This is a genomic window from Streptomyces mirabilis (assembly GCF_018310535.1).
Taxonomy (GTDB): Bacteria; Actinomycetota; Actinomycetes; order Streptomycetales; family Streptomycetaceae; genus Streptomyces.
In genome coordinates this window covers 9,035,980-9,061,946 of sequence record NZ_CP074102.1, presented here as the reverse complement: position 1 = coordinate 9,061,946, position 25,967 = coordinate 9,035,980, and the positions used below count along the sequence as shown (strand labels likewise).

At 69.8% G+C, this 25,967-nt stretch carries 20 protein-coding genes and 1 pseudogene; 13 read left to right on the top strand and 8 right to left on the bottom strand.

Annotated elements, in window-relative coordinates; translation table 11 throughout:
• Positions 1-89: 89 nt before the first annotated feature.
• The gene (locus tag SMIR_RS40445; RefSeq protein WP_282190283.1) at positions 90-302 is read right to left on the bottom strand and encodes an MbtH family protein; all 213 of its coding nucleotides are present in this window, start codon (positions 300-302) and stop codon (positions 90-92) included.
• 502 nt (positions 303-804) lie between these two features.
• Here SMIR_RS40445 and SMIR_RS40440 point away from each other — a divergent pair.
• The 3 genes from SMIR_RS40440 to SMIR_RS40430 are packed head-to-tail and all read left to right on the top strand — an operon-like array spanning position 805 to position 5,209.
• Positions 805-2,394 carry an MBL fold metallo-hydrolase gene (locus SMIR_RS40440; protein WP_168488194.1) on the top strand — a complete coding sequence of 530 codons (1,590 nt, stop codon included), beginning with the start codon at positions 805-807 and terminating at the stop codon, positions 2,392-2,394.
• Positions 2,395-2,404: 10 nt separating this feature from the next.
• The gene (locus SMIR_RS40435; RefSeq protein WP_168488196.1) at positions 2,405-3,208 is read left to right on the top strand and encodes an alpha/beta fold hydrolase; all 804 of its coding nucleotides are present in this window, start codon (positions 2,405-2,407) and stop codon (positions 3,206-3,208) included.
• Between the two features lie 54 nt (positions 3,209-3,262).
• Positions 3,263-5,209 carry an ABC transporter ATP-binding protein gene (locus tag SMIR_RS40430; RefSeq protein WP_248002703.1) on the top strand — a complete coding sequence of 649 codons (1,947 nt, stop codon included), beginning with the start codon at positions 3,263-3,265 and terminating at the stop codon, positions 5,207-5,209.
• Between the two features lie 85 nt (positions 5,210-5,294).
• On the opposite strand, the gene SMIR_RS40425 is transcribed toward SMIR_RS40430, so the two are convergent.
• The 4 genes from SMIR_RS40425 to SMIR_RS40410 all read right to left on the bottom strand — a co-directional run bounded on the left by SMIR_RS40425 (position 5,295) and on the right by SMIR_RS40410 (position 10,840).
• Complete coding sequence (locus SMIR_RS40425) at positions 5,295-6,380, bottom strand: alpha-hydroxy acid oxidase (RefSeq protein WP_212728223.1); 1,086 nt, start codon at positions 6,378-6,380, stop codon at positions 5,295-5,297.
• Positions 6,377-7,402, bottom strand: a complete 1,026-nt coding sequence (gene hppD, locus SMIR_RS40420) for a 4-hydroxyphenylpyruvate dioxygenase (RefSeq protein WP_212728222.1) — start codon at positions 7,400-7,402, stop codon at positions 6,377-6,379. The genes SMIR_RS40425 and hppD overlap by 4 nt, the downstream gene beginning before the upstream one ends.
• Positions 7,403-7,763: 361 nt before the next feature.
• On the bottom strand, positions 7,764-10,154 hold the full coding sequence (locus SMIR_RS40415) for an ABC transporter permease (RefSeq protein WP_168488202.1): 2,391 nt from the start codon (positions 10,152-10,154) through the stop codon (positions 7,764-7,766).
• Complete coding sequence (locus tag SMIR_RS40410; protein WP_211118518.1) at positions 10,154-10,840, bottom strand: ABC transporter ATP-binding protein; 687 nt, start codon at positions 10,838-10,840, stop codon at positions 10,154-10,156. Before SMIR_RS40410 ends, SMIR_RS40415 begins: the two co-directional genes overlap by 1 nt.
• Positions 10,841-11,046: 206 nt before the next feature.
• On the opposite strand from SMIR_RS40410, the gene SMIR_RS40405 reads away from it, so the two are divergent.
• The 9 genes from SMIR_RS40405 to dpgC all read left to right on the top strand — a co-directional run bounded on the left by SMIR_RS40405 (position 11,047) and on the right by dpgC (position 21,772).
• The gene (locus SMIR_RS40405) at positions 11,047-12,336 is read left to right on the top strand and encodes a sensor histidine kinase (RefSeq protein ID WP_168488204.1); all 1,290 of its coding nucleotides are present in this window, start codon (positions 11,047-11,049) and stop codon (positions 12,334-12,336) included.
• Complete coding sequence (locus SMIR_RS40400) at positions 12,333-13,019, top strand: response regulator (RefSeq protein WP_168488206.1); 687 nt, start codon at positions 12,333-12,335, stop codon at positions 13,017-13,019. The genes SMIR_RS40405 and SMIR_RS40400 overlap by 4 nt, the downstream gene beginning before the upstream one ends.
• A gap of 844 nt (positions 13,020-13,863) precedes the next feature.
• Positions 13,864-14,703 (top strand): helix-turn-helix domain-containing protein, encoded by an 840-nt coding sequence (locus SMIR_RS40395; RefSeq protein WP_248002704.1) that lies wholly within the window; start codon positions 13,864-13,866, stop codon positions 14,701-14,703.
• 221 nt (positions 14,704-14,924) lie between these two features.
• A complete protein-coding gene (locus SMIR_RS40390; RefSeq protein ID WP_212728220.1) occupies positions 14,925-16,007 on the top strand; it encodes a prephenate dehydrogenase in 1,083 nt (360 codons plus the stop codon).
• A 282-nt stretch (positions 16,008-16,289) separates the two neighbouring features.
• Positions 16,290-17,084 carry a VOC family protein gene (locus SMIR_RS40385; RefSeq protein WP_212728219.1) on the top strand — a complete coding sequence of 265 codons (795 nt, stop codon included), beginning with the start codon at positions 16,290-16,292 and terminating at the stop codon, positions 17,082-17,084.
• Complete coding sequence (locus SMIR_RS40380; protein WP_422664500.1) at positions 17,081-18,427, top strand: aminotransferase-like domain-containing protein; 1,347 nt, start codon at positions 17,081-17,083, stop codon at positions 18,425-18,427. The genes SMIR_RS40385 and SMIR_RS40380 overlap by 4 nt, the downstream gene beginning before the upstream one ends.
• A gap of 86 nt (positions 18,428-18,513) precedes the next feature.
• Positions 18,514-19,710 (top strand): 3,5-dihydroxyphenylacetyl-CoA synthase DpgA, encoded by a 1,197-nt coding sequence (gene dpgA / locus SMIR_RS40375; RefSeq protein WP_422664499.1) that lies wholly within the window; start codon positions 18,514-18,516, stop codon positions 19,708-19,710.
• A gap of 11 nt (positions 19,711-19,721) precedes the next feature.
• Positions 19,722-20,438 (top strand): enoyl-CoA-hydratase DpgB, encoded by a 717-nt coding sequence (gene dpgB, locus SMIR_RS40370; protein WP_248002705.1) that lies wholly within the window; start codon positions 19,722-19,724, stop codon positions 20,436-20,438.
• Positions 20,439-20,482: 44 nt separating this feature from the next.
• A complete protein-coding gene (gene dpgC, locus SMIR_RS40365; RefSeq protein ID WP_212728504.1) occupies positions 20,483-21,772 on the top strand; it encodes a (3,5-dihydroxyphenyl)acetyl-CoA 1,2-dioxygenase DpgC in 1,290 nt (429 codons plus the stop codon).
• Positions 21,773-22,173: 401 nt separating this feature from the next.
• On the opposite strand, the pseudogene SMIR_RS40360 reads toward dpgC, so the two are convergent.
• The 3 genes and pseudogenes from SMIR_RS40360 to SMIR_RS40350 form a co-directional block, all read right to left on the bottom strand.
• Positions 22,174-22,413, bottom strand: a pseudogene (locus SMIR_RS40360) (transposase); the annotation flags it as partial.
• A gap of 628 nt (positions 22,414-23,041) precedes the next feature.
• Positions 23,042-23,692, bottom strand: a complete 651-nt coding sequence (locus SMIR_RS40355; RefSeq protein ID WP_212728503.1) for a response regulator — start codon at positions 23,690-23,692, stop codon at positions 23,042-23,044.
• Positions 23,680-24,972, bottom strand: a complete 1,293-nt coding sequence (locus SMIR_RS40350) for a sensor histidine kinase (protein ID WP_212728218.1) — start codon at positions 24,970-24,972, stop codon at positions 23,680-23,682. The genes SMIR_RS40355 and SMIR_RS40350 overlap by 13 nt, the downstream gene beginning before the upstream one ends.
• 184 nt (positions 24,973-25,156) lie before the next feature.
• Here SMIR_RS40350 and SMIR_RS44085 point away from each other — a divergent pair, with 184 nt between their 5' ends.
• Positions 25,157-25,729 (top strand): hypothetical protein, encoded by a 573-nt coding sequence (locus tag SMIR_RS44085; RefSeq protein ID WP_168488221.1) that lies wholly within the window; start codon positions 25,157-25,159, stop codon positions 25,727-25,729.
• The last annotated feature ends 238 nt before the right edge of the window (positions 25,730-25,967 follow it).

Below are 25,967 nucleotides of genomic sequence, written 5' to 3'. Positions count from 1 at the left end.
GCCGTCGCGGTGGCCCGGAGGCGGCACCTGTCGCCGCGTGTCCTCCGGGAGCGGTGCGGCCGGGAGGGGGCGCCGGCCCCCGGTGTGGCCTACTTCTTGTTCATCGCCTCGATCAGGCTCTTGGGCCGCATGTCGGTCCAGGACTTCTCGATGTAGTCGAGGCATTCCTGGCGTCCGGCTTCTCCGAACACCGCCTGCCAGCCATCGGGAACGTCCGCGAAAACGGGCCAGAGCGAGTGCTGCCCCTCGTCGTTGACGAGGACCAGGTAGTTGGCGTCGGGGTTTTCGAAGGGGTTCGTCACCACGTCGTCCTTTCTCGCTTCGATGAAGTGCGTCGCATCGCTGGCACGGGGGCGCCGGCGCATGGCTGCGCCGGACCCTTGAGGAAGTGGGCATGGACGAGGAATCCGCGAACTGCCGGGCGGCCCGTCCACCACCTGGCCGTGACGCGCCGGTGTCCGGTGGTGAGTTCGGAAGACATCCCGGCGTGGCGTCGATGACCACTATGGCTCAGCGCCGCGCGACGCAGCAATGCCTTACCGGGCTGGTCATCGCCTGAACGGCCCTGTCCGCAGCGGCTGTTCAAGTGCGTCGTCGGCACCGGTTGAACGGCATCCGGGCGGGTCTGGTCCGGGCTGTGGCCCGATGCAATAGTGGCCACGTCTACGCCGTCGATTCGGGCGGGTCTGCTGTCGGTGGCGTCAGCCACCTTTTTCATTGCGACATTCGCGTGACCGCCTTTCCCGGCAAGTGTGCCGCGAATGTCCCGCAAAGCCAGAGCATTTCCACGATGAAGGGAAGTCCATGAGCGAAAGCGGCGAGCCGAGGTTTCTCCGCTCGAATGTCGTTCTCGAACCGCTGGTCGACCGGTTCTACGCGTGGCTGCACACCGTCGCGCCCGTCCAGGCGTCGATGAACCTGGCGTCTGTTCAGGTGCCCCTGCTCGAGTCGTACCTCCAGTCACCTCAGGTGCATATCGCCGCGAGCACCAACCCGGAGCTGCGCGGGGGCTACTTCGTCGGGGTCGAGGAGTCCCGCGGTGCCGAGGTGGCCGAGCTGCTCGACTCGATCAAGCGGGACCGGGCCGGCATGCTGGAGTTCGCCGCGGCCATCGCGGAGGCCGAGGAGCTGGTCCGGCAGAATGCGATCGGCTACGACCTCACACCGCTGTACCCGAAGCTGCCGGCCGCTCTGAACGGCCTGGTGGAGCTGGCGTACGACACCAGCAACCAGGCGTCGCTCCACTTCCTGGAGCCGCTCGTCTACCGGAGCGCGGCCTATGACGAGCGGCGCCAGTCGGTGCAGCTCTCGCTGGACGACGGGGTGGAGCGGCCGTTCATTCTGAGCACGCCGCGGCTGCCCTCCCCCGACGTGCTGGAGCTTCCGCTGGCGTTCCGGGATCCAGGGCTGGAGGAGCTGGTCAAGGCCAGGGTCCAGCCGACGAGCGCGGCCCGGCTGCGTGAGGCCCTCGGGCTGGACGACGCGCAGGCCGTACAGCTGGACCGGCTGCTGGCGCCGCAGCCCAGCCTGTCGCCCGACCGACACATCGACGCCGGCGGCCGCGTGCGCTACTTCGGCCATGCCTGCCTGGTGCTGCAGACGGCCGAGGCCGCCATTGTCACGGACCCGTTCATCAGCACCGACAACCGGCACGGTGACCGGTACACCCTCGACGATCTGCCGGACCACATCGACCTTGTCCTGATCACCCATGGGCACCAGGACCACATCGTGCTGGAGACACTGCTGCAACTGCGTGGCCGGGTGGGTGCCGTCGTGGTCCCTCGGTCCTCGCGCGGCAATCTGCCGGACCCGTCCATGGGGCTGTACCTGTCCCATCTGGGACTGCCCGTCATCGAGGTAGACGACTTCGACGAGGTGCCGTTCCCCGGCGGCAAGGTCGTGGCCACGCCGTTCCTCGGCGAGCACGCCGACCTGGACATCCGCGGCAAGTCGACGTTCTGGGTCGAGCTGGCCGGCAAGAACGTGTTTGTCGGCGCGGACTCCTCGGGGATCGACCCGGTGCTCTACCGGTACATCCGCGGCCACCTGGGCAAGGCCGACATGGCGTTCCTCGGCATGGAGTGCGACGGCGCCTCCCTGACTTGGCTCTACCGGGGCCTGCTCACGCGCCCGGTGCCCAAGAAGATGAGCAGCTCGCGCAAGCTGTCGGGGTCCAACGCCGCGCAGGCCGGAGCGATCATGACCGAGCTGGGCGCGGACGCCGGTTACATCTACGCCATGGGCGAGGAGAGCTGGCAGGGCCACGTCATGGCGACGACCTACAACGAGGACACGTACCAGCTCAAGCAGATCGAGGAGTTCCTCGGCTGGTGCGGTGACCGCGGCATCACCGCCGAGCACCTGTTCAACAAGCGCGAATGGCGCTGGTGACGGGCACCCCATGCCCTACGTGAATGCGAACGGTGTCCGGCTGGCCTACGAGCGCTCCGGCCGGGGAGAGAATGTTCTCCTGGTCATGGGCTCGGGTGCGGCCGGACACGTGTGGACCATGCACCAGACACCGGCGCTGCACCGGGCGGGATACGGCACGGTCGTCTTCGACAACCGCGGCATCTCGCCGTCGGACGTGCCCCCGGGGAAGTACTCTCTGGCCGATATGGTGGCGGATACCAGGGGGCTGATCGAAGCCCTGGATCTGGCACCGTGCCGGATCGTGGGTCTCTCCATGGGTGCGCTGATCGCCCAGGAGTTGGCGATCGACCACCCGCAGCTCGTGCGCAGCGCGGTGCTGATCGCCACCAAGGCGCGGTCGGACGCGGCCCGGCGTGCCCAGGCGGCGGCGGACATCGCGCTGCTGGAGAGTGGTGTCCGGGTGCCGGCCGAGTTCGAGGCCGGCATGACGGTGCTTCAGATGCTGTCACCGGCGACCCTCAATGACGACAAGGCGGTCTCCACCTGGCTCTCGGTGTTCGAGCTGTCCCATGCCAAACAGCGGCCGGCCAGCGGTCAGGCGTGGATCGACACCTCCGTGGACCGGCGGGCCGCGCTGCGGGGTGTCACCGCCCCGTGCCGTGTGATCGCGTTCGCCGACGACCTCGTCACTCCGCCGCATCTGGCCGCCGAGGTGGCCGAGGCCATCCCGGACTGTGACTACGTAGAGATCCCGCGCTGCGGCCATCTGGGACACCTGGAACAGCCGGACGCGGTCAATGCGGCCATCACCGAGTTCCTGGACCGGCACTGACCGTGCCGCCGCGGGTGCGCCGGCCCATCGCGGAACGTCACGAGAGCAAGGAGGATGACCTTGGCCACGATGGGCGGTCCCAGCATGGGGCCCTGGCGGCTGCGTCTGGATGAGTCGATCACGCGTCAGCGGGTGAGCCCGGGCACCCTGAAACGGATCATCCCGTATGCGCTGCGCTACCGGGGGCAGTTGACGCTGCTGATGTTCGCCACGGTGCTGGACGCGGTCATCACCGCCGCCAGCCCGCTGATCCTGAAGGCGGTCGTCGACGACGGCATCCTGCCCCGGCGCCTGCACGTCGTGGTGGCCCTGTCGTTGTCCATCGCCGCGCTCGCCCTGGTCGACACGCTGGCCATTTACGCCCAGACCTGGTGCTCGGGCCGTGTCGGCGAGGGAATCGTCTACGACCTGCGCACGAAGGTGTTCGACCATGTGCAGCGGCAACCGCTCGCCTTCTTCACGCGTACGCAGACGGGCGCGCTGGTCAGCCGGCTCAACACCGATGTCGTGGGCGCGCAGCAGGCGGTGACGACCCTGCTGTCCCAGACCGTCTCCACCGTTCTGACGGTGGTGCTCGTGCTGGGCGCGATGTTCTATCTGTCCTGGCAGATCGCCCTGGCATCGCTGGTGGTGATCCCGGTCTTCCTGCTGCCGGCCAAGCTGATCGGCGGCCGGCTGCAGCGGCTCACCCGGCAGATGATGCAGCTCGACGCCGAGATGGGCTCGATGATGAACGAGCGGTTCAATGTGTCGGGGGCGATGCTGACCAAGCTCTACGGGCGGCCCGAGGAGGAGTCCGAGACGTTCGCACACCGGGCGGCCCGGGTGCGTGACATCGCCGTCGTGGCCGTGGTGTACGCGCGGATGTTCACCATTATCGCCTCCCTGCTGACCGCGCTGACCACCGCGCTGGTGTACGGGCTCGGCGGGGCCCTCGCAGTCGACGGGGCGTTCCGGATCGGCACCCTGGTCGCCATGGTGACCCTTCTGCTACGGCTGTACGGGCCGGTCAACCAGCTGTCGAGCATCCAGATCAACGTGATGACGGCGCTGGTCAGCTTCGACCGGGTCTTCGAGGTGCTGGACCTGGAGCCGCTCATCGCAGAACGGCCCGACGCCCACGCGCTGCCCGCCGCCGGGGCCGGCGCCGCGGCGCCGGACATCGAGTTCGACCAGGTGTCCTTCCGGTATCCCTCGGCCGAGGAGGTGTCGCTGGCCTCCCTGGAGTCCATCGCACTGCCTTCAGCCGAGAGCAGTCAGGACGCGTGGGTGCTCGAGGATGTGTCCTTCCGGGCCCCCGCCGGGCGACTGACCGCGCTGGTGGGTCTCTCCGGCGCCGGAAAGACCACCATCACCCAGCTGGTGTGCCGACTCTACGACCCCGACTCGGGTGCCGTGCGGATCGGCGGGCACGACCTGCCCGATCTGACCCTCGGCGCGGTGCGCGACGCGGTCGGCGTCGTCACCCAGGACGCGCACCTGTTCCACGACACGATCAGGGCCAACCTGGCGTACGCGCGACCGGACGCCACCGAGCATGAGCTGGTCGAGGCCTGCGAGGCGGCCCGGATCTGGGACACCGTCGCGTCCCTGCCCGACGGGCTCGACACCATGGTGGGCGACCGCGGCCACCGACTGTCAGGAGGTGAGAAGCAGCGGATCGCCCTCGCCCGGCTGCTGCTCAAGTCCCCGCCGATCGTGGTGCTGGACGAGGCCACTGCGCATCTGGACTCCGAGTCGGAGGCGGCAATCCAGCGTGCGCTCAAGTCCGCACTGACGGGCCGTACCTCACTGGTGATCGCCCATCGGCTGTCCACCATCCGTGAGGCCGATCAGATCCTGGTCATCGAGGCGGGCCGGATCCGCGAAAGCGGTACGCACGACGAGCTGCTCGCCGCCGGTGGCCGGTACGCGAGCCTGTACCGCAAGCAGTTCGCCCAGCAGGAGGCGGACGGCACCGGTAGCGAGTCACCGGCCGTGGTTTCGCCGGTTTCCTCCTGATACCACACCGTACGCGACCCGCACCGGACCAAGTGTGAGGGGCGAGGGCCCACCGGCCCTCGCCCCTCACACTCGTGTCCGTCCGCTACAGCGTGCGCTGGATGCTCTGCAAAGCTCCGGGACCGGCCTCATCGGCCGAGGCGATCCCGCTCAGCGCCATCGCGTCCACCAGTTCGTCCAGCACCACTTGGAGCACTCCCGCCACGCCCTGCTGCCCGCCGACGGCCAGGCCGTGCAGCACCGGCCGTCCCAGGAGCACGGCGTCGGCTCCCTGGGCCAGACAGGCCAGTACGTCCCGACCGCGGCGGATGCCACCGTCCACCAGAACCGGGCAGCTGTGCGCGACCGCTTCCACGACCTCGGGCAGGACGTCGAACGTCGCCGGGACGCCGTCCAGTTGCCGGCCGCCGTGATTGGAGACGATCACGCCGTCGGCCCCCGCGTACACCGCGCGCCGGGCGTCGTCACCGGTCAGGATGCCCTTGAGCAGGACGGGCAGTGCGCTGACCGAACGCAGCCACTCGACCACCGTCCAGTCCATGGCCGGCTCGAACTCGCTGAGCGCGTGGCCGACGGGCGAGGAGAAGTCGCCGCCGTCGAGATTGGCGGGCACGACGCCGGGTGGCAGGCGGAAGCCGTTGCGCAGGTCGCGCAGCCGCCGTCCCAGCCGTGGCGCGTCCACGGTGAGCACCACGGCCTCGAAGCCCGCCTGTTCCGCGCGGGTGATCAGCTGTCGGGTTCGCGCGCGGTCACGGAAGCAGTAGACCTGCAACCAGAGCGGAGCCGCGGCGGCGGCGGCGAGTTCCTCGAAGGCCCGCCCGGCGAAGGTGCTGGCGATGAACGGGATCCCGGCCGCTCCGGCCGCCCGCACCGCCGCGACCTCGCCTTCCGGGTGGACCAGTGTGTGGTAACCCATGGGCGCGACGGCCAGCGGGGCCGCCCAGTACCGCCCGAGGATCCGGGTCGCGGTCAGAGGCGTGCCGGAGCCGGTCAGCACCCGGGGGCGCAGCCGAACCCGGTCGAACGCCTCGGTGTTCTCGGCGAGCGTCCGCTCCTCGCCCGCGCCACCCGCGATGAAGTCCCAGACGGCTCCGTCCAGTTCCGCACACGCCCGGGCCGCGTACTCGGCCAGGGACAGCGCGGGGGCGGCGCCGGGACTGCCGACGGTCACTCGGCGGCGCCCAGCATGTCGCGGTCCACGGCCTCGTACAGGGCCTTGATGTTCGCGCTGCCGAAACCTCGTGAGCCACGGCGCTGGATCAGCTCGTAGAAGAGGGTGTTCTGCTCGAAGGGAGAGCGCGTGAACAGTTGGAGCAGATAGCCCCACTCGTCCCGGTCCGCCAGCACATGTGCCGTGCGCAGCTCGGCTATCTCCCCGCCCATGTCTGGGAACCGCTCGGCGAGCATGTCGTAGTAGGCGCCCGGGGTGTGCAGGAAGTCCACTCCCCGGCCGCCGAACTCCCGGACGGCGGGCAGAATGTCGTCCACCAGGAACGCCAGGTGCTGCACACCGGGGCCGCTATTGCGCTCCAGGAAGGCGTCGATCTGGCCGGAACCCTTTGTCGCGTCCGGCTCCAGCAGGGTGAAGGTGACGGCGCCCGAGGAACTGCGGACGACGATGGAGTCCATCGCCTGGTCGCCGACGGCGATGTACTCGCTGGAGTAGCGGTCCAGCCCGAAGCCGTCCTGGTAGTAGTCGGCGTAGTCGACGAGGGTGCCGCCATCGAGGCACACCGCGACATGGTCGAGCAGCCGGATGCGGCCCGTCGGACGGGCCGGGCGCGTCGGCGTGGTCGCCCAGTCCCGGCCCACAGGCAGCCGGTCGTCCGCGGCCGGGGCCGCCGGCAGGAGGGTGTGACGGCAATCGCCGAAGCCGCTCAGGACCGGATGGCCCTGCAGGGTGCCGACGAGGCGGCCACCGGCCGCCAGCACCGCCGTGCGGGTGGCGTGGACGTCGTCGCAGAGAAAGGCGATATCGGCGATGCCGTCACCGTGCTCGTCGAGGAAGTCGCGGGTCACCGGGCCGGCGGTGACGACGAGTTGCACGTCGCCTTGGCGCAGCACCGAGGAATCCGCCTCGGGTGTCACGGCGTGCGCGACCGTAGTGAAACCGAACAAGGATTGGAAGTAGTCGACGGTCGCCTTCTTCTCCAGTGTGTACAGCTCGACATATGCGATGCCCGAAACAGCCATGTTGGAGTCTCCGGTAGGGCGGAGCGCACAGAGACGGATCGCAAGCTCAATAGCGCCCGGAATGCTCCGCTGCCCAGGGAGCCGTCGGCCGACGGCCCTCGGCGGTGCTCGGTGAGCGGGCCAAGTACCCCTGGTGGCCTGAACGTTCAACTGCGTCGGCCACATCGGTTGAACGGCGCCGCGATGTGCGCGGCCCGCCGGGGTGGAATGAGCCCGTGTTCCCGACCAGCATGCTCGCGCATCACGCGGCCCGGTGGAAAGCTTTACGGGGCGCGGAAGAGGCCACCGTGCCCCTGAGACCCGACGGCCGACGAGGAGGGGGGACCCGGCGTTCCGGATCCCCCCTCGTCGGCAAGCGGCGCTATTCCGTGCGCAGCGCGGTCGCCGTGCGTGTCCTGGCCGCCCATCCGGCCGGCAGCAGCGCGCCGACCGTGGCGATGACGAGTCCGCCGAGGAGGAGCGCGACGAGCACCGGCGCATCGTAGGCGGCCATGTCCTCGGCCGGGATCTTGGTACCCGCCGCTCGGCCCATGACCGGCAGTACGTAGTCGTGCAGCGCCACGCCGATCGGAACGCCGATCGCACCCGCCACCAGGCCGGTCCCGGCGACGGAGGTGAGAACCATGACGACGGTCTGCTTCGGCGACATCCCCAGCGCCTTGAACACTCCGAGGTCGTGGATGCGTTCACGGGTGTCCAGGACGACCGTGTTGAGGACGCCCAGGCCCGCGACGACCACGAGCATCAGGGTGAGCATGGCGGCGAGGGTGTCCATCGCGATGACCGTGTTGCTCATCCCTCCGGCGTTGGTCTGGGCGCTGATGCCGTACTCGGCGAGGGCCTGGTCGAGGGTCTGTACGTAGGCCTGCCGGTCGGTACCGGATTTGAGGTCGATGTCGAACTGGACCGACTGCGGCAGGACATAGGCGCCGAGGCCCGCCAGGGAGGAGCTGTCGGTCAGGATGACCATGCCCTCCTCGCGCAGGTCGAAGACCTCGCCGACGATGCGCACCCGGGAGGTGTGCCCCTGGTTGGCCAGGGTGATGGTGTCACCGACATGGGTACTGGTGGCATTCAGGAATCCCGAGGGCACGACCGCCTGGCCCTTGCCGTGGAACCACCGTCCGGAGACCATCTGGTAGGCCCCCCAGGACGAGTCACCCTGGTATGGGATCACCGTGGTCCCGCCCGCCAGTCCCGCCACACTGATCTTGGTCTCACCGGTGGTGAAGTACCGCCGGGTGCCCGGCTGCGCCGCGATCTTCCGGCCGACGTCGGCGAGGTCGACGGGCTTGGTCTTGACGGTGGTGGTCTCTCCGCCAGGCCCGGGAGCGGGCGGAGGAGGCGGTCCGAAGGTCTGGACGACGACCGAACCGACCGAGTGGCGGTTGATGCCCTGCTGGATGGCGTTGAGTGAGATGGCCAGTCCGGAGCCGAAGGTGACACCGATCGTACCGAAGGCGACCGCCGCCGCCATGGTGGCCGTCCGCCCAGGCCGGGTGAACGGATTGGCCAGGCCGAGGCTGACCGAGCGAGGCAGCGGCAGCCGCCCGGTCAGGCGCCTGATCACGCGGCCGCGTCCGTTCTGCGGGGTGCGTCCGAAGGCGAGCGCCTCCACGGTCCGCAGCCGGCCGGCGCGCAGCGCGGGTACCAGGGCGGTGGTGGCGACGGCGGCGAGCGCAGCGGCGGGCACGGCGATGTCGATCCAGGGAGCGAGCACCGTGGTCCCGGTGCCGAAGGCGGTCTCCATGTCACCCATGACCGGGATGGCCAGCAGATTGCCGCACACCACGCCCAGAGCGGTGCCGACTCCCGCGGGCAGCAGTGCCTGGCCAATGTAGGCGCGGACTACCTGTGACGGTGTGAAACCGAGGGACTTGAGAATGCCGATCCGCCGGGTCGCGGCGCCGACCGCGCCGCTGACCACGATGCCGATGATCAGGACGGACATGAAGAGGCCGAGCACACCGAAGGCCACCACGAACGGCACATACGTCGCGGAGGTGCGGTCCACGGCGAGCTTGACCTTCAGATAGGACGCCGCCGCGGTCATCGACCCCGCCGGTACGGCCCGGGCGACGGCCACCCGGTCTGCCGCGATCTGGTTGTTGGTCGCCGCGTCCCGGAAGCGGTAGAGCATCTGGTAGTCGGGGACGGTGCCGGACGCGGTGAGTGCGGTGAGCTGCGCCGGCTGCACCCAGGCCTCGGAGCTTTCGGCCACCGACCTGGCCAGCCCGACGACGGTCAGCGTGGGACGGCCGGGCAGCTCGGGGAAGGTCATGGTGTCACCGACACCGAGGGGCGCGTTCTGGTCGCTGAGCACGATCTGCCCGGTTGTGGTGGCCCACTTGCCCGAGGTGAGGACGAGGTCGTCCACCGGTCCGCCGGCGTCGGCCCGGCCAGTGACGGTCATCGGCGCCAGTTTGTCGCCGACCGTCATCCCGGCGGAGTTCCGGCCCACGTGCGGGCGCAGTGACAGCACCGGATTCGGGCCGGCGGAGGCCGTCACTCCGGCCACCTGCCCGGTCGCGGCGGCCCGTGCCGCGTCCACCTTGGCGCCGTTGAACTGGACGGTCAGATGGGCGCCGTGCTGTCGGGAGAAGGCCTGGTCGAAGGGTGCCTGGGAGGCCACCAGAAGGCCAGTGGCCAGGACGGACGCGGTGACCGCCATCATGGTGGTCAGCATCATCACGAAGGTCTGGATACGGCGCCTGCCGACACCTGCGCGCACCACCTTGCCGAGCGCGCTCATCACACCGCCGCCTGGACGTCACGGACGATCTTGCCGTCGACCAGCTCGATGGTCCTGGTCGCGCAGTACTCGGCGAGTTCGGTGTCATGGGTGACCAGCACGATCGTCTGGCTCTTCTCGTTCAGCTCGATCAGCAGCTCCCTGACGTCCGCGGCGGACCGCCGGTCCAGCGCACCGGTCGGCTCGTCGGCCAGCAGGAGTGCCGGACGGTTCATCATCGCGCGGGCGACGGCGACCCGTTGGCGCTCACCGCCGGAGAGCCGGCCGGGGAAGGCGCGGGTGTGCCGGGCGATGCCGAGGTACTGCAGCAGTTCCGTCGCGCGCTGCCGGGACTCGCCCCGCCCCATACCGGCCAACTGCGCGGGCAGCAGGACGTTGTCCTCGACCGTCAGATCGTCCAGCAGGTTGAAGAACTGGAACACCATGCCGATCCGTTCCCGGCGGTAGCGGGCCAGCTCGGCCTCGGTCCTGTCGTCGATGCGCACGCCGTCCACGGTGACGGTGCCCTCGGTCGGTTTGTCCAGCCCGGCGATCATGTTGAGCAGGGTGGACTTCCCGCTGCCGGACGGGCCGAGCACGGCGAGCGCCTCCCCCGCGTTCACCTCCAGATTCAGGCCGGCCAGCGCGGGGCGCCCGACGTCGTACTTCTTGCTCACATCGCGGATCTGGATGATCGGCGCCGTCACGGGGTCCTCCACGGTCGACTCGGCTTTCGTGCCGTCCCGACGCTAGGTGCGGGCCACGGGTGCGGACGTCCGGCAAGCTGACGAAGTCGAGTCCACCGTGCGGAGGACGGACGTTCCGGGTCGTCCAAAGGTCGTACGAGGAGGGTGCGGACGCGATCCTCACGTCGAGGGATGTCACGTACCGGCCGAGTTGCCACACTGGCCGCGTGAACAGATCAGAGATCGTGGACCGATGGAAAGCGGGCGTGGCGGCGGCGCTGCGGCCGGCCACGAGCCCGCCTCCGCGGTTGTCCCGCCGCGCCTGGGCGACCGACGCGCTCCTCGCCATCGCTCTGACCGCCGGGACCGTGAACGACGCTCTCAGCAGGGCGGACTACTCCACGGACCCCGGGGCTCCGCCCGGTGTGCCGCTGCCGCCGGGCCCGGCCGGTCCCAGTCCGCTGGCGCACCACTACGGGGCCGCCCAGCCGTGGCAGGTGTTGCTGGCCGCGCTGACCGGGCTGGCGCTCGTCACCCGCCGGCGCTATCCGCTCGCAACGTTCTGGGTGGTGATCGGCGCCTCGCAGATTTACCACCTGAGTCCCGGTTTCGACCCCACGTTCACCTTCATCGTCAGTGTGGTCGCGGCGTTCAGCGCCTCGATGTACAGCCCGTACCAGATCCTTGCGACGGCCAGCACGCTGGTCGGGGCCGGGCTGATCATGGGGACCCACAAGGCGAGCGTGCCCTCCATCCGTTCCGGTGTCGTCACCTTCCTGCTGCTGATCCCGATAGGGATCGCCTCGCACGCGATCCACACGTGGAAGCACCGGGTGCGAAGTCTGGAGGAAGAACAGGAGGCGGCGACGCGGCGGGCCGTCGAGCAGGAGCGGTCCCGCATCGCACGCGAGCTGCACGACGTGGTCACACACAACGTCAGTGTGATGGTGGTGCAGGCCGGGGCGGCACGGAAGGTGATCATGACCGCTCCCGACCAGGCCGAGCAGGCGATGCTCGCCGTCGAGTCCGGCGGGCGGGCCGCGATGACCGAACTGCGCCATGTGATGGGCCTACTGACGATGAACGCCGAGGACACGGATCCGGCCGGGACCGCCACTCTCGCTCCTCCCCCGCGGCTGGGCCAGATCGCGTCGCTGGCCGCCCGGCTCCGCTCCACCGGCGTTCCGGTCGAACTGGTCGTGACGGGCTTCGAGACGCCGCTGCCGGCAGGCGTCGACCTCACCGCGTACCGGGTGGTGCAGGAGGCGCTGACCAATACGGTCAAACATGCCGAAGGGGCCCGCGTGAAGATCGCGATTGACTACACTCCCCGTATGCTACGGCTCGAGGTGACCGACACCGGCGGTACCCGCACCGCGGCAGCCCGTTCCGGCAGCGGCCGGGGACTGATCGGGCTGCGGGAACGCCTCAGCCTGTACGGGGGCAATCTGGAAGCGGGCGAAGTGCCCGCCGGCGGTTACCGCGTGCACGCCGCGATTCCGTTGGAGGACGTGTGACCGACCCGCTGCGTGTGGTGATCGCCGACGATCTGGCGCTGGTCCGCACCGGCTTCAAGCTGATCCTCGCTGCCGACGGGATCGACGTGGTGGGCGAGGCCGCGGACGGCGAGGAGGCCATCACCCTGGTCCGCCGCACCCTGCCCGATGTCGTGCTCATGGACATCCGAATGCCCGAGCTGGACGGACTGGAGGCGACCCGGCGCATCCTGTCACAGCAAGCGGTGGATCCACCGCGCGTCATCATCCTGACCACATTCGACCTGGATGAGTATGTGTACGCGGCGCTGACCGCGGGAGCCAGCGGATTCCTGCTGAAGGACGTCTCGCCCGAGCACCTGGTGTCCGCCGTTCGGCTGGTGCGCTCCGGAGACGCGCTGCTCGCGCCGACGATCACCCGGCGCCTGATAGAGCGTTTCGCACCCCGGGACAACGCGGTCGCGACCCTGCGCCGCGATGTGTCGGACCTCACACCTCGCGAGCTGGAGGTGCTCAAGCTGCTGGCCAAGGGACTGAGCAACGCCGAACTCGCCGCGCGGCTCCACGTGAGCGAGACGACCGTCAAGACCCATGTGACACGCGTTCTGTTCAAGCTCAGTCTGCGCGACCGCGCCCAGGCGATCGTCCTGGCCTATGAATCGGGGCTCGTCACCCCGGGGTCGACAAGTGCCGCCGACGACTGACGTGCGCCGTCCCGGGCCCGGTTCGCCACGGCGGACCGGGCCCGCGCCGTTTCCGGCACCGCGGAGTGTCGTCGACCGATGGCAGTGCGTGATCACGGTGCCGCCCGTACCGCCCCCATCGGACGTGCGTTCGGCAAAGGTTCGTCCATCAAGGCGCGACAGCGCTGGTCGGCGCCGGGCTCGACACCGGACTCCGGTACTCACGAGTCACTTGGCGGGTGCGCATCGTCCGGGGCCATCGGCGAAGCGCTGACCTGGGGCGAGGTCGTCGGCACGCCACTGCGGTATCCCACCGCAATACCACGGACTCGGCTCCGGATAGGCCCTCGACCACAGCCAGGTGACCTCTTTCCGCCACAGCACAGAAGTACAGAATCTCGCACATCTCTGACAAAAACCGCCCGAGTCGGATGGCTCGACAGTGTGCAGGACCCGTGGTGACGATGGGACCCGTCTTACCGAAGCGGGCATTCGCACGACAACGCGCAACATCACCTCGAGGGAGGGGCGCTGACGGTGGCCCAGGGCACCAGGCACGGCTCCGTGGCAGGCGTCTCCATCCAGCGAATGCCTGAGTCACGGAGGACGGACGGATTCTGAGATGAAGTCAACGGGGGAGGGTAGAAGGTTGCATCAGTCACGCACCGACTCACTCGACAGAGCACCGGAAGGGAGGGCGCCCCGCAGGGCCGCCGTACTCAACGCAACGGAAATCGTCACCGTTCCTATCGCGACGCTGCTGCCAGGAGATTCACCCCGGTCCGAAGGGCCGGATCACAGCCATGTCTCACAACTAGCCGAATTAGACGGGCCGTTAGCGCCGATCCTCGTACACAGCGCCACCATGCGGGTCATCGACGGCATGCACCGCTATCTCGCCACGCTGCGGAAGGGCCTGGCGACGATCGACGTCGAGTTCTTCGACGGCACGAGCGAAGAAGCGTTCCTTCGGGCTGTCGAGGCGAACGCCGCCCACGGGCTTCCGCTGTCACAGGTCGACCGTCGCACGGCGGCGGAACGCATCATCATGTCCCATCCGCACATGTCCGACCGGGCCATCGCCAAGGCGTCGGGGCTGGGCACCCGGACGGTGGCGGCGATCCGGCGCCGACTGACCGACAGTCTGCCGCAGTTGGGCGTCCGCGTCGGCCGCGACGGCAAGACCCGCCCCCTCGACAGCACAGAGGGCCGCAGACGGGCGGCCCAGGCGATCGCCGAGAACCCGGGCGCCTCGCTGCGGGAGATCGCCCGGCTGGCTGGGATCTCTCCGGCGACGGTGAGCGACGTACGGCGTCGCATCGAGTCCGGAGAGGATGCCGTACTCGGTCACGGTGCCACTGCGGTCGGCGGCAAGCCGGCCAAGGCGGCGGCCGAGACGCCCACGACGCGGGCCAAGGCCGAACGCCGCGTGCGGGACGCACAGTTGGATCCCGTCTCGGTGATCGAGAAGCTGCTGCGGGATCCGTCGCTGCGCCACAAGGAGGAGGGCCGCCATCTGCTCCGCCTCCTGCAGCACAACGCGGTCCAGGGGGAGGAACTGGCCAGACTGACGTCGGCGGTGCCGCCGCACTGCGGCGGCCTGGTCGTGAACCTCGCCCGACAGTACTCCAACACCTGGCGGGAGTTCGCCCAGGAACTGGACGACCGCGTCCGGTCCATCCCTGTCACATCCGTCGCCGAGTGAACCGGTGCCTGCCGACCCACGGGGAGCTGCCAGACATCGCGTTCCCGCGTGGATCGGCGGGCATCCGCTCGTCATTTCCTCCCACGTATCTCGCGCATTCCCCCATGTGTTCCAGCGCATTCCCCCCACACACGTTTCCCTTCCGGATTCCCGGTCCCGTACCTTTCTCTTCGCGCTCGAAGACCCCGTCCGGACATCCCGAAGAAACGGATACAGCTCCCATGCTCTCCGCCGTTGTGGTCGGTACAGGACTGATAGGCACTTCCGCGGCGCTGGCGCTCAGCAACCGGGGCGTGAACGTGCATCTGAGGGATCTCGATCCGCTCGCGGTCCGCACGGCCGCGTCGCTCGGTTCCGGCACCGGACAGCCACCCGAGGGAGTGGTGGATCTGGCGGTCGTCGCCGTACCCCCGGCCATGGTCGGCCGGGTCCTGCGGGCACTCCAGGACGAGGGCGTGGCACGTCACTACACGGACGTCGCCGGGGTCAAGGGCGGGTTGGAACAGGACCTCGGCGCGCTGGACTGCGACATGCGCCGCTACATCGGCGGACACCCCATGGCCGGCGCCGAGCGCAGCGGCCCGCTGGCGGCCCGGGGTGACCTCTTCGAGGGGCGTGCGTGGGTGCTCACGCCCACCGCCGAGACCGACACGGAGACCCTCAACACGGCGCTGGAACTGGTGGCCCTGTGCGGCGCCACGCCCGTGGTGATGGGCGCTGCGGCGCACGACATGGCGGTCGGGCTGGTGTCGCACATGCCCCATCTGGTGGCGAGCCTGGTCGCCATGCGGCTGACGCAGGCGGAAGGGCGGGCCGTGAGCCTGGCGGGTCCCAGCATCCGGGATCTCACCCGGATCGCCGCCTCGGACCCGCGGCTGTGGGTCGACATCCTCAGCGCCAACGCGGGCGTCGTGGCCGACCTCCTCGAAGAGCTGGCGGCCGACCTGGACACCACCATCGGCGGTCTGCGCGCGATGGCAGCGACGGACGACGCCAAGCGCGCCCACGGTGCCGAGGTCATCGAGGACGTACTGCGCCAGGGCAACACAGGGCGCGCCCGGATCCCCGGCAAGCACGACGGCCGCCCCGTGCGGTACGCGGCCGTGTCGGTGCTGATCGGCGACCAGCCCGGCGAGATGGCCCGGCTGTTCACCGACGCCGGCCGCTCGGGCGTCAACATCGAGGACGTTCGTCTGGAGCACGCCACGGGCCGGCTCGCGGGTGTGGTGTACCTCAGCGTGGCCCAGGAGTCGGTCGCGCTGGTGGAGAACACCCTCCAAGAGCGCGGCTGGCGGCTGCGCTAGCCGCTCGGCGGCTGTCCAACCCCGGCCCCGGCGTCAGTTGAACGCACCGACGCGGGCAAGTATTGATCGACCCGGCCGCGGCAGGTCATAGTTCTATCCAGCACGTTCCGTTCAGCGGAATTTCCGGCCCTCGGCGCCGCGGGCGTCAGGCATTCTCCACTTTCCTTTATCCGCCGCCAGAAGCACGGGCTGCGCTTATCTGAATTTCCGCTCACCGACCGCATCGCCCCCGTGCCGTGCGCCGGTTCTCCAGCGGCTCCAGCGCCTTGAGGAGGTGCTCTCATGGTTGTGCGCGATGTGGCGTACATCGATGTCTACGCGAAGGACAAACTGTCCACCGTCGACCGTCTTGCAGCCACCCTCGGCTTCACACGTCTGGTGGACTCGGTCGGTGTGGACCGGAGTTCGGTACTGCTGCGGCTGGGCACGGCACATCTGCTGATCACCTCGGGCCCCGCCTGCTGGAAGTACCTGGACCGGCACGGCGATGGTGTCGCCGACATCGCACTCGTGTGCGACGACGTGGCGGCCACCCTGGACTCGGCGCTGGCCGCCGGCGCCGTACTGGCCGATGTCATGGGGGGAAATCCGGTGATCTCCGGGTTCGGCGGTATCCGCCACACCCTGCTCCCGCTCCCCCGCGGTTCCCGCACCGGGCTGCCTTCGGGCAGGCGTTGGGCGACGGATCCGGCGAGTCCGCCTCCTACGGTGCGCGGCCGGAGGGAGCGCCACCGTCCGCAGCGCGTGGAGATCGTCGTGGAAGGGGACCGTCTCACCGAACACGAGGGCTTCTACCGTGACGCCTTCGCTTTCTCTCCGGACGGCGCCGCCCGCTCCGGCCCCGGCGGGCCACCGGTGGGTTCCCGTGTCGTCCGCAGCGCCTCGGGGGATGTGACGTTCTCCCTTATGGCACCCGGTCCGGGGGAGGATCCGAGGCCGGGGGGTCCCGCCGCGTTCCTGGCCGCGCACGGCGGTCCGGGCGTACGGCAGCTCACGTTCCCGGTCGCCGGGCCGGCGCCCGTGACGCACGTCTTCCATGGTCGTGCCATGGCCCACCAGAGCGCGGTGGCCCCATGAGCCGCACGGAGTCCGCCGGCACGGCGGCGGCCGTCACCGCGTCGGCCGACCTCTTCCAGGACGAGCTGCACGCCAGCGTCTGCGATCCGGTGCTGGACACGATGAACTTCCTCAACGAGGTCACCCACCGGTATCCCCACGCGATCTCGTTCGCCCCCGGCCGCCCGTACGACGGCTTCTTCGACACCGAGCAGATCTTCGTCCATATGCGCCGCTACCTCGATCACTTGGTGGAGACCGGCTGCTCATCCGGCGAGATCCGGGACGCGCTCTTCCAGTACGGCCCGACCAGCGGCCGGATCCGCGACCTGATCGCCGACTCGCTGCTCAAGGACGAGGGCATCGACGTCCCGCCGGAGTCCATCGTGGTCACGGTGGGGTGCCAGGAGGCGATGTTCCTGACGCTGCGCGCCCTCATCCCGGGACCCGACGACGTGCTGCTGGTGTCCAGCCCCTGCTATGTCGGCATCACCGGTGCCGCCGGCCTGCTCGACATCGGTCTGACGGCGGTGGCGGAGAGGCCGGACGGGTTCAGCTGCGACGACCTGGAGACGGCGCTCCTCGTCGAACGGGACCGCGGGCGCCGCCCCCGGGCGTTCTACGTCGTCCCTGACCACTCGAACCCGTCCGGTACGACCATGCCGCTGCGCACCCGGCACGAACTCCTCGACCTGGCCGCGCGGCACGACTTCCTGATCCTCGAGGACAGTCCCTACCGTCTGGTGAGCCCCGGACGGCAACTGCCGACGCTCAAGTCCCTGGACCGCGAGCGCCGGGTGGTCCATCTCGGCTCGTACTCCAAGACGCTGTTTCCCGGTGCTCGGCTGGGTTTCGCCGTCGCGGACCAGATCGTCGCCGACCGCAGGGGCGGCAGCGGACTGCTCGCGGACGAACTCGCCAAGATCAAGAGCATGGTCACGGTGAACACCTCACCGCTGAGCCAGGCGGTGGTCGCCGGCATGCTGCTCGCTTCGGACGGCCGTCCCTCACAGCTCAACACCGAGACGTCCGCCCACTACGAGCAGGCCATGCACGCCACGCTGCGACGGCTGGACGCGTGCTTCCCGGACGATGTCCGGGCCGGTCTCGGCGTCCGCTGGAACACTCCGAGCGGAGGCTTCTTCCTGGCCGTCGACGTCCCGTTCACCGCCGACAACGCCGCGCTCACCAGGTCGGCCGAGGAATTCGGCGTCATCTGGACGCCGATGTCGTACTTCTACCCCCAGGGCGGTGGCGAGCGCACGCTCAGGCTGTCCGTCAGCTATCTGACGCAGGCCGACATCGCCGAGGGAATCGACCGGCTGGCCGGGTTCATCACCGACCAGGCGGCCGGGTCCCACTGACCACCACACGCAGAAGGGCCGAGTGCAGTGCTGAAAGCAGTCCAGCTCATTCGCAGCAAGCCACGTATGTGGGGGTGGACATTCCGGTGATCACTGCTCCGATCCTCGCGAGCGCCGGTGCCAGGAGCCGACCGGCACCCGGCACCGGAGACGTCCCGGGCCCCCGCCCCGCGTCCCGGTGGAAGAACACACCGGGCGTCGCCCGGATCACGGGAGTGGGCACGGCCGTCACGGACCGGGCCTACTCGCAAGCCGAACTGCTCGACATCTTCGGCATCACCGACCCCAAGGTCCGCTCCGTCTTCCTCAACAGCGCGATCGAGCGGCGCCACTTGTCCGTTCCGCCCCGGGACGCCGACGGCACGGTGGTGCCCGAGCCGCAGGGCGAACTGCTCGCCAAACACCGCCGGCTCGCGCTCGACATGGGTGCGCGCGCGGTGCTGCACTGTCTGGAGAGCGCCGGTCTCGAACTGCCGGACATCGGCTACCTGTGCTGCGTCACCACGACCGGCTTTCTCACCCCGGGGCTGAGCGCTCTGCTCATGCGCGAGATGGGGATCGACCCGCGATGCCACCGGGTGGACGTGGTGGGCATGGGCTGCAACGCGGGGCTGAACGCCCTGAACGGCACGTCCAGTTGGGCGGCGAGCCATCCCGGGCAGGCCGCCGTGATGCTGTGCGTGGAAGCGTGCTCCGCCGCCTATGTCATCGACTCGACCATGCGCACCGCGGTGGTCAACAGCCTCTTCGGGGACGGCGCCGCCGCCGTCGCCCTGGTCGCCGACTCACCCGATGCCACCGGCCCCGCGGGCATACCCGACGGCATGGCCTCGGCACCGGCGGGACCACGGGTGCTGTCCTTCGCCAGCCACCTGATCACCGACGCGATCGGTGCCATGCGCTACGACTGGGACGACGAGCAGGGGAAGTTCAGCTTCTACCTCGACCCGGACATCCCCTACGTCGTCGGCGCGCACGCCGAGCCGGTCATCGCCCGGCTGCTGTCCGGCACCGGTCTGCGCCGGAGCGACATCGCGCACTGGCTGGTGCACTCGGGCGGCAAGAAGGTGATCGACGCGGTCCGGGTCAATCTTGGCCTCACTCGGCACGACCTGCGGCACACCAGCGGAGTGCTCCGCGACTACGGCAACGTCTCGAGCGGCTCCTTCCTCTTCTCCTACCAGCGGCTGCTCGAAGAGGGCCTCACCCGCGCCGGCGACTACGGCGTGCTGATGACCATGGGACCCGGCTCGACCATCGAAACGGCGCTGGTCCAGTGGTGACGGGACAACACATGACACGGGACACCGACACACCTCCGGCCGTCACGCGCGCCGGCACCGCGGACGACACGACGCTCGTCCTCCGGATCGACGGGACGCGACCTCTGTCGGCCGAGTCCGTCGCTGCGGTCAGCGCCCTCTGCGACGACGCCGAGGACCGCGCCGGGCTGAGTACGGTCGTCGTCCATGTCTCCGGAGCTCCGGACGGGCCCCCGGCCGATGCTCCCGCCGTGGGGCTGGTCAGCAAGTGGGAACGCGTCCTGCGGCGGCTGGAGCGGCTGCCGGCCGTCACCGTCGCGGTCGCCGACGCCGACTGCGGCGGTACGGCCCTGGACGCGCTCCTGGCCACCGACTACCGCATAGCAACCGCCTCGGTGCGCCTGCTGCTGCCCGTCCTGGGTGGTGCCACCTGGCCGGGCATGGCGCTGTACCGCCTGGCCCAGCAGGCGGCCCGAGCCGGCCGGATCCGCAGAGCGGCGCTCTTCGGCGCTCCCATCACGGCGCGCGACGCGCTGGACCTGGGTCTGGTCGACGAGCTGATCGACGACGTGCCCACCGCGCTGTCCGCGGCGATCGCACTGACCGGGTCTGTCTCGGGTCCCGAACTGGCCATCAGGCGCCAGCTGTTCCTGGAGGCGCCGAGCGTCCTCTTCGAGGAGGCACTGGGCGCGCATCTGTCGGCCTGCGACCGGGTGGCACAGCGGACAGGCACCGAGGAGGTCTCATGACAACGACCGGCGTGGAGACCGGGCGGCGGGACGAACTGCGGTCCATGCGCGCGGAGCTGGGTCAGGCCCGCACGGCGCTCGACAGGGCCGCGGAACGTGTCGGGGACCGGGTGGGGGCGCTGCCCGCACCCGAGCTGCGGTCACCGGATCAGCGGGCCGTCGCCGCCGCCGAGTACGACACCGCCCGTGCGCTGCGCAGCGCGTTCATGGACGCGCACGCCGAGGCGGTCTACGACGAACTCACGGACGGACGCTCCGTCAGCCTGAGCCTCACCGAGCTGACCCGGGCGGCGGCCGCCGCCTTTCCCGGACTGGTTCCCGACGACGAGGTCCTCGCCGACGAACGGAGCCGGCCGCAGGCCCTGAAGGACGGCCACGAGATCGACCAGGGCATTTTCATCAGCCGGATCCTGCGCTCGCCGGTGGCCGGTCCGCACCTGCTCGATGCGATGCTGCGGCCGACCACACGCGCCCTCGGCCTGCTGCCGCGGTTCCGCGAGACCGGCAGGGTCGACCTGACCTCGCTGCTCCTGGAGCGACGGGACGGCGTGGCCCGGGTGACCATGTGCCGGGACGACTGCCTGAACGCGGAGGACGAGCAGCAGGTCGACGACATGGAGACCGCCGTGGACCTCGCGCTGCTCGATCCGGCCGTCGAGGTCGGCCTGCTGCGCGGCGGCATCATGAGCCACCCGCGGTACCGGGGCAGACGCGTCTTCAGCGCCGGTATCAATCTCAAGGCGTTGCACGGCGGCCGCATCTCGCTCGTCGGCTTCCTGCTGCGGCGCGAACTCGGCTACATCCACAAGCTGATCCGGGGCGTTCTGCTCGAGGACGACATGGCCTGGCGGTCGCGTACGCTCGAAAAACCATGGGTCGCCGCGGTGGACGGCTTCGCCATCGGTGGCGGCGCCCAGCTGCTGTGCGTCTTCGACCAGGTGCTGGCCGCCTCCGACGCCTACGTCAGCCTCCCGGCCGCCCAAGAGGGGATCATCCCCGGAGCCGCCAATCTCCGGTTCTCCCGGTGGGCGGGGCCGCGGCGCTCGCGTCAGGTGGTCCTCGGCGGCCGCCGTATCCACGCAAGCGAGCCGGAGGCGCGGCTGCTGATCGACGAGGTGCACGAGACCTCCGAGCTGGATCTCGCCGTCGAGCGGAGTCTGGAACGGCTGCGTGGACCGGCTGTGATTCCTAACCGGCACATGCTGAACTTCGCCGACGAGCCGGTCGACGGCTTCCGCCTGTACATGGCGGAGTTCGCGCTGCAGCAGGCACTGCGACTCTACAGCGAGGACGTAATCAACAAGGTCGGCCGCTTCACCGGCGACCGGCGCTGACGCCCCGGTGTGGCTCTCCGACCTCGCCGGAGAGCCACGCCGGGGCTTCCCGGAACGCCGTCACCGCCTTCCGGGCCGGCTTCCGGGACACGGGCGGCGCCACGAGGGAGCCGGTCACACGCGGCGCGGGTCCGCTGTTCGGCGAACCGTGCAGCGTGCGGGCAGATCATCCCCAGCGCCCTGTCCGTCCCCTCGTCGCCGGGCGTGCGGGCGAAGTGCGTCAGCCGACCGCCCAGAGGAGTCTTGGCCTTCTCGTAGCGCGAACTGGCGCCCGCGAAATCAGCCCGTCGACCGGCCGGAGGTCCGTCAGATCGGCGGCCTGACTGGAAGTGGAAGTCGGCGTCCAGGCCGAGTTCGGCATGGCAACAGTCCAGGATCACCGCCTTTGTGGCGGCTGGCGATCGCCGCTTCTTGACGATCTGCGGCTCGAAGCTGCCGGCAGTGTCACGAGGCACCTTCACTTCCACCGGCCCGACGTCGGTCAGCACGGTCTTGGCGCGGGTGCCGTTGCGGCTGTTGCCGTTGTTCTTCCCTGCCGGATCATGCTTCTCATAACCGAGGTGGTCGGTGATCTCGCCTTCCAGGGCAGATTCCAAGACCCGCTTGGTCAGCTGCTGCAGCAGCCCACCCTGTCCGGTCCTCCGACCGGGCCCGCTCCACCAGCATCGCGACCAGTTGCTCGTCGGACACGGGCGCAGGCTGCCCGGACCGGGCACTCTCGACAGGCTCCACGGCCTCCAACTCCACGGCGGTGTCAGTCACTTGACGTCTCTCCCATGATCGTCGGGATCCGCCGTTAGATTTACACTCCCCGGTTCGAAGTGGCCCCACCGGCCGAACTGCACGGTCAAGAAGGTGGGTGGGGCCACTTCGCGCCGCCTCGAACGCCTGTCGGCGCCAGCGTCGGCCGTTTTGCTGGGGCCGGCTGACACCGCCGCAGCCAGTCTGGACGGAACTCACGGAACACCGGTACTTGTTCCGTCTCAGCCGATCTGATCCCTGTCTCAAATGATCTGGCCCGATTCGCCCGTCGTCTCAGATGATCTGTTCCCGTTGGTGCCGCTGTTGTCTCGTCTCACTGAGCTTGGAGAAGTGTCACTGATCCGAGCGGGATGGCCTCGAATCTCATGTCCGGTGGCTGTTGTCGAGGGTGCGGTCACCCACTGGGGTGACTCGCGTCTCGTTCAAGGTGGCTTGTCTCACGGTGGGCCCGTGGGGCTGCCGGTGGCCCTGCCAGGAGGGCGAAGCCGACGATCAATTGACGGGCCGTCAGTTGGGTGCGGCGTGCAGGAAACGCAGGACGGCAAGGACGCGCCTGTGATGGCCGTCCGCGGGGGGCAGGTCGAGCTTGGCGAAGATGTTGTTGATGTGTTTGGCGACCGCGCTGTCGGTGACAACCAGGTCTTCGGCGATGGCGGCGTTCGAGCGGCCTTCGGCCATCAGGGCGAGTACCTCTCGCTCGCGCGGCGTCAGCCGCTCCAGCGGGTCACTGTCACGGCGCAGTAGCAACTGGGCGACGACCTGCGGATCCAGTGCCGTGCCGCCGGCCGCCACCCGCCGTACCGTCGCGGCGAACTCCTCGACGTCGGCGACGCGTTGCTTGAGCAGATAGCCCACCCCGCTGGTGTCGGCGGTCAGCAGGTCGGCGGCGTACCGCTCCTCGACGTACTGGGACAGCAGCACGACGGCCGTAGCCGGCCACTGCCGACGGATCGCCAGCGCCGCGTGCACGCCCTCGTCGGTGAAACCGGGCGGCATGCGGACGTCGATCAGCGCCAGATCGGGCCGGTGTTCCCCGACCGAGGCCAACAACGCCTCGGTGTCGCCCACTTCGGCCCTGACCTCGAAGCCCGCCATCTCTAGCACCTTGACCAGCCCCACCCGCAGCAGCACGGAGTCCTCGGCGATCACCGCTCGCACAGCGACTCCCACGGCAGCTCCGCGGCGACCGTGGTCGGGCCTCCGGCGGGGCTGCTGATCCGGAAGACGCCGTCGACGGAACCGACGCGCTTGGCCAGCCCGGTCAGCCCGGTGCCAGCGGCCGTGTCGGCGCCACCCACACCGTCGTCGGTGACCTCCACCCGCACCGCCTTTCCGGTCCGCCGTACGCTCACGTCCACGCGTGTGGCGCGGGCGTGCTTGGTGACGTTGGTCAGCGCCTCGGAGACGACGAAGTACGCGACCGATTCGGCACCGGGCGCCACACGCCCGTCCAGGTCGACGTGGAGGCGTACGGGCAACGGTACCCGGGCGGCCAGACCGGACAGCGCCGCGTCGAGGCCGCGGTCGTCGAGCACCGCGGGATGCAGTCCGCGGACAAGGTCGTTCAGTTCGCTGATGGCCTCCTTCGCCTCACGGTGCGCCTCGTCGATCACCCTGCGCGCCTCGTCCGGCAGGTCCGTGAGCGTCGCCCTGGCCAACCCCAGGTTGACCGCGAGGGAGACCAGGCGCTGCTGAGTGCCGTCGTGCAGATCGCGTTCGATCCGGCGGCGCTCGGCGTCGGCCGCCTCGGCCAGGTCGGCGCGGCTCACGGCGAGATCCGTGACCCGCCGCTCGAGTCGCTGCGCACGGCTGGGCCCGAGCAGCACCCGCGCCGCGCGGGTCTCCACCCGGGTCACCGCCGCGGCGAGCGGGGGCGCCGCGGCGAGGAGCAGCACGCCTACCGCGGTGACGTACGCCGCCTGGATCGTGTAGAGGTCGGTGAGTCCCATGTGCGGGGGCACCACCCACATCCACCCGTAGACGGTGGCGCACGCGATGCCGGTGCCCCATACGGCCAGGACCAGCACTTCCGCGGCGGCGAGAAGCGGCCCCAGGAGCGTGTGGTAGGCGGCCTTCCGCCAGGTCTGCGCGGAAGCGAGCAGACGGAGCGGGTGATGCGGCCCCAGACGCTCTCCCGCCGCCGGTGCCGAGGCCGGCAGGGAGCGGGGGATGTCCGCTCCGAGCAGTTCTCGATGACGCCACCTTTGAGCCGCCGTCAGCGGCAGCGCGACCAGGAGGAGCAGGAGGACGACGGCGACCAGGCCGGGAACGATGTCCCAAGGCGTGTGCACCGATCTGACGATCGGCTTGGCCCCGAGCCACAGCCACGCCGGTACCGCGGCGAGATGCGGCACCACGCCCGCGGCCAGGAAGGTGGTGTCCTGCCCCCGTCGTCGCAGTAAACGGCGGGGCGGCCCGAGTACGGAGGAGAGCGTCATGGACCGACCGTAAAGCTCCAGGTGGGGCGGGGACCATGCACCTGTCTTCAGGTTCGATGGTGAAGTCCGCACCACCCCGAAGCCGGATCCGTCCGTTACTGACCTTCGCGCGCCCCACAGCCACGCTGTTTCCACAAGGCCGCAGACCCGCTGCGGTACTGACAGGGACGGGGTGGAAGACGCCATGGACGCACCACACGCGCAAGGTCCGGGAGCCCACCGTGAGCAGGCGCCTCAGCAGCCGCGGTCCGCGGGGCGGACGGTCACCGAACTCCAGGAGACCGGAGTTCCGTACGACGCGGAGGCGGCGCCCGGTCCTGGGCCGTCGTCGCGACGCAAGTGGCGCGGTGGCGAGCCCCGTTGCCTCAGCCTGGCGCTCGTCGGCTGCGGCGTGGCCATGCTGCCCTGGCTCGTCGTCCTCGCGAAGACCCTGCCGGACACCATGCGCGTCCGGCACTGGTCGACCGCCTGGGTGGGACTCGACGCCCTCGAGGCGCTCGGTCTGGCTACCACCGGCCGGCTGCTGCTGCGCCGGGATCCCCGCTGCGCCCTCACGGCCACGGCCACCGCCGCCCTCCTGGTCACCGATGCCTGGTTCGACGTGACAACTTCGGCCGCAGGCACCGAGTTCACCACGGCCGTCGTGATGGCCCTGTGCGCCGAGCTGCCCATGGCGACGCTGTGCACGCTGTTGGCGGTCCGCTCGCTGCCGCGTCCGTCCCGGGAGCCGGGCCGAGGTGTCCGGACGGGCTGGTGACCGAGAGCCCGAAGCAGCGGTACGGCGGACGATCTGCGGCCTTCGCCCCCGGGCGATGGGTTCGGCCCCGCCCCCATGTCCGGAAACTGCCACCTTCACTGCGAATTCTTGAAGCAGGTGGCCCGATGTCCTGACGAGGCCCAGCTCAACAAGCACCGCCCTCGCCATGATCGATGGGACACATGCGCGACAGCGGCCACATCACTGCCGGAACACCTCGCCTCGCCTGCCGTGAGTC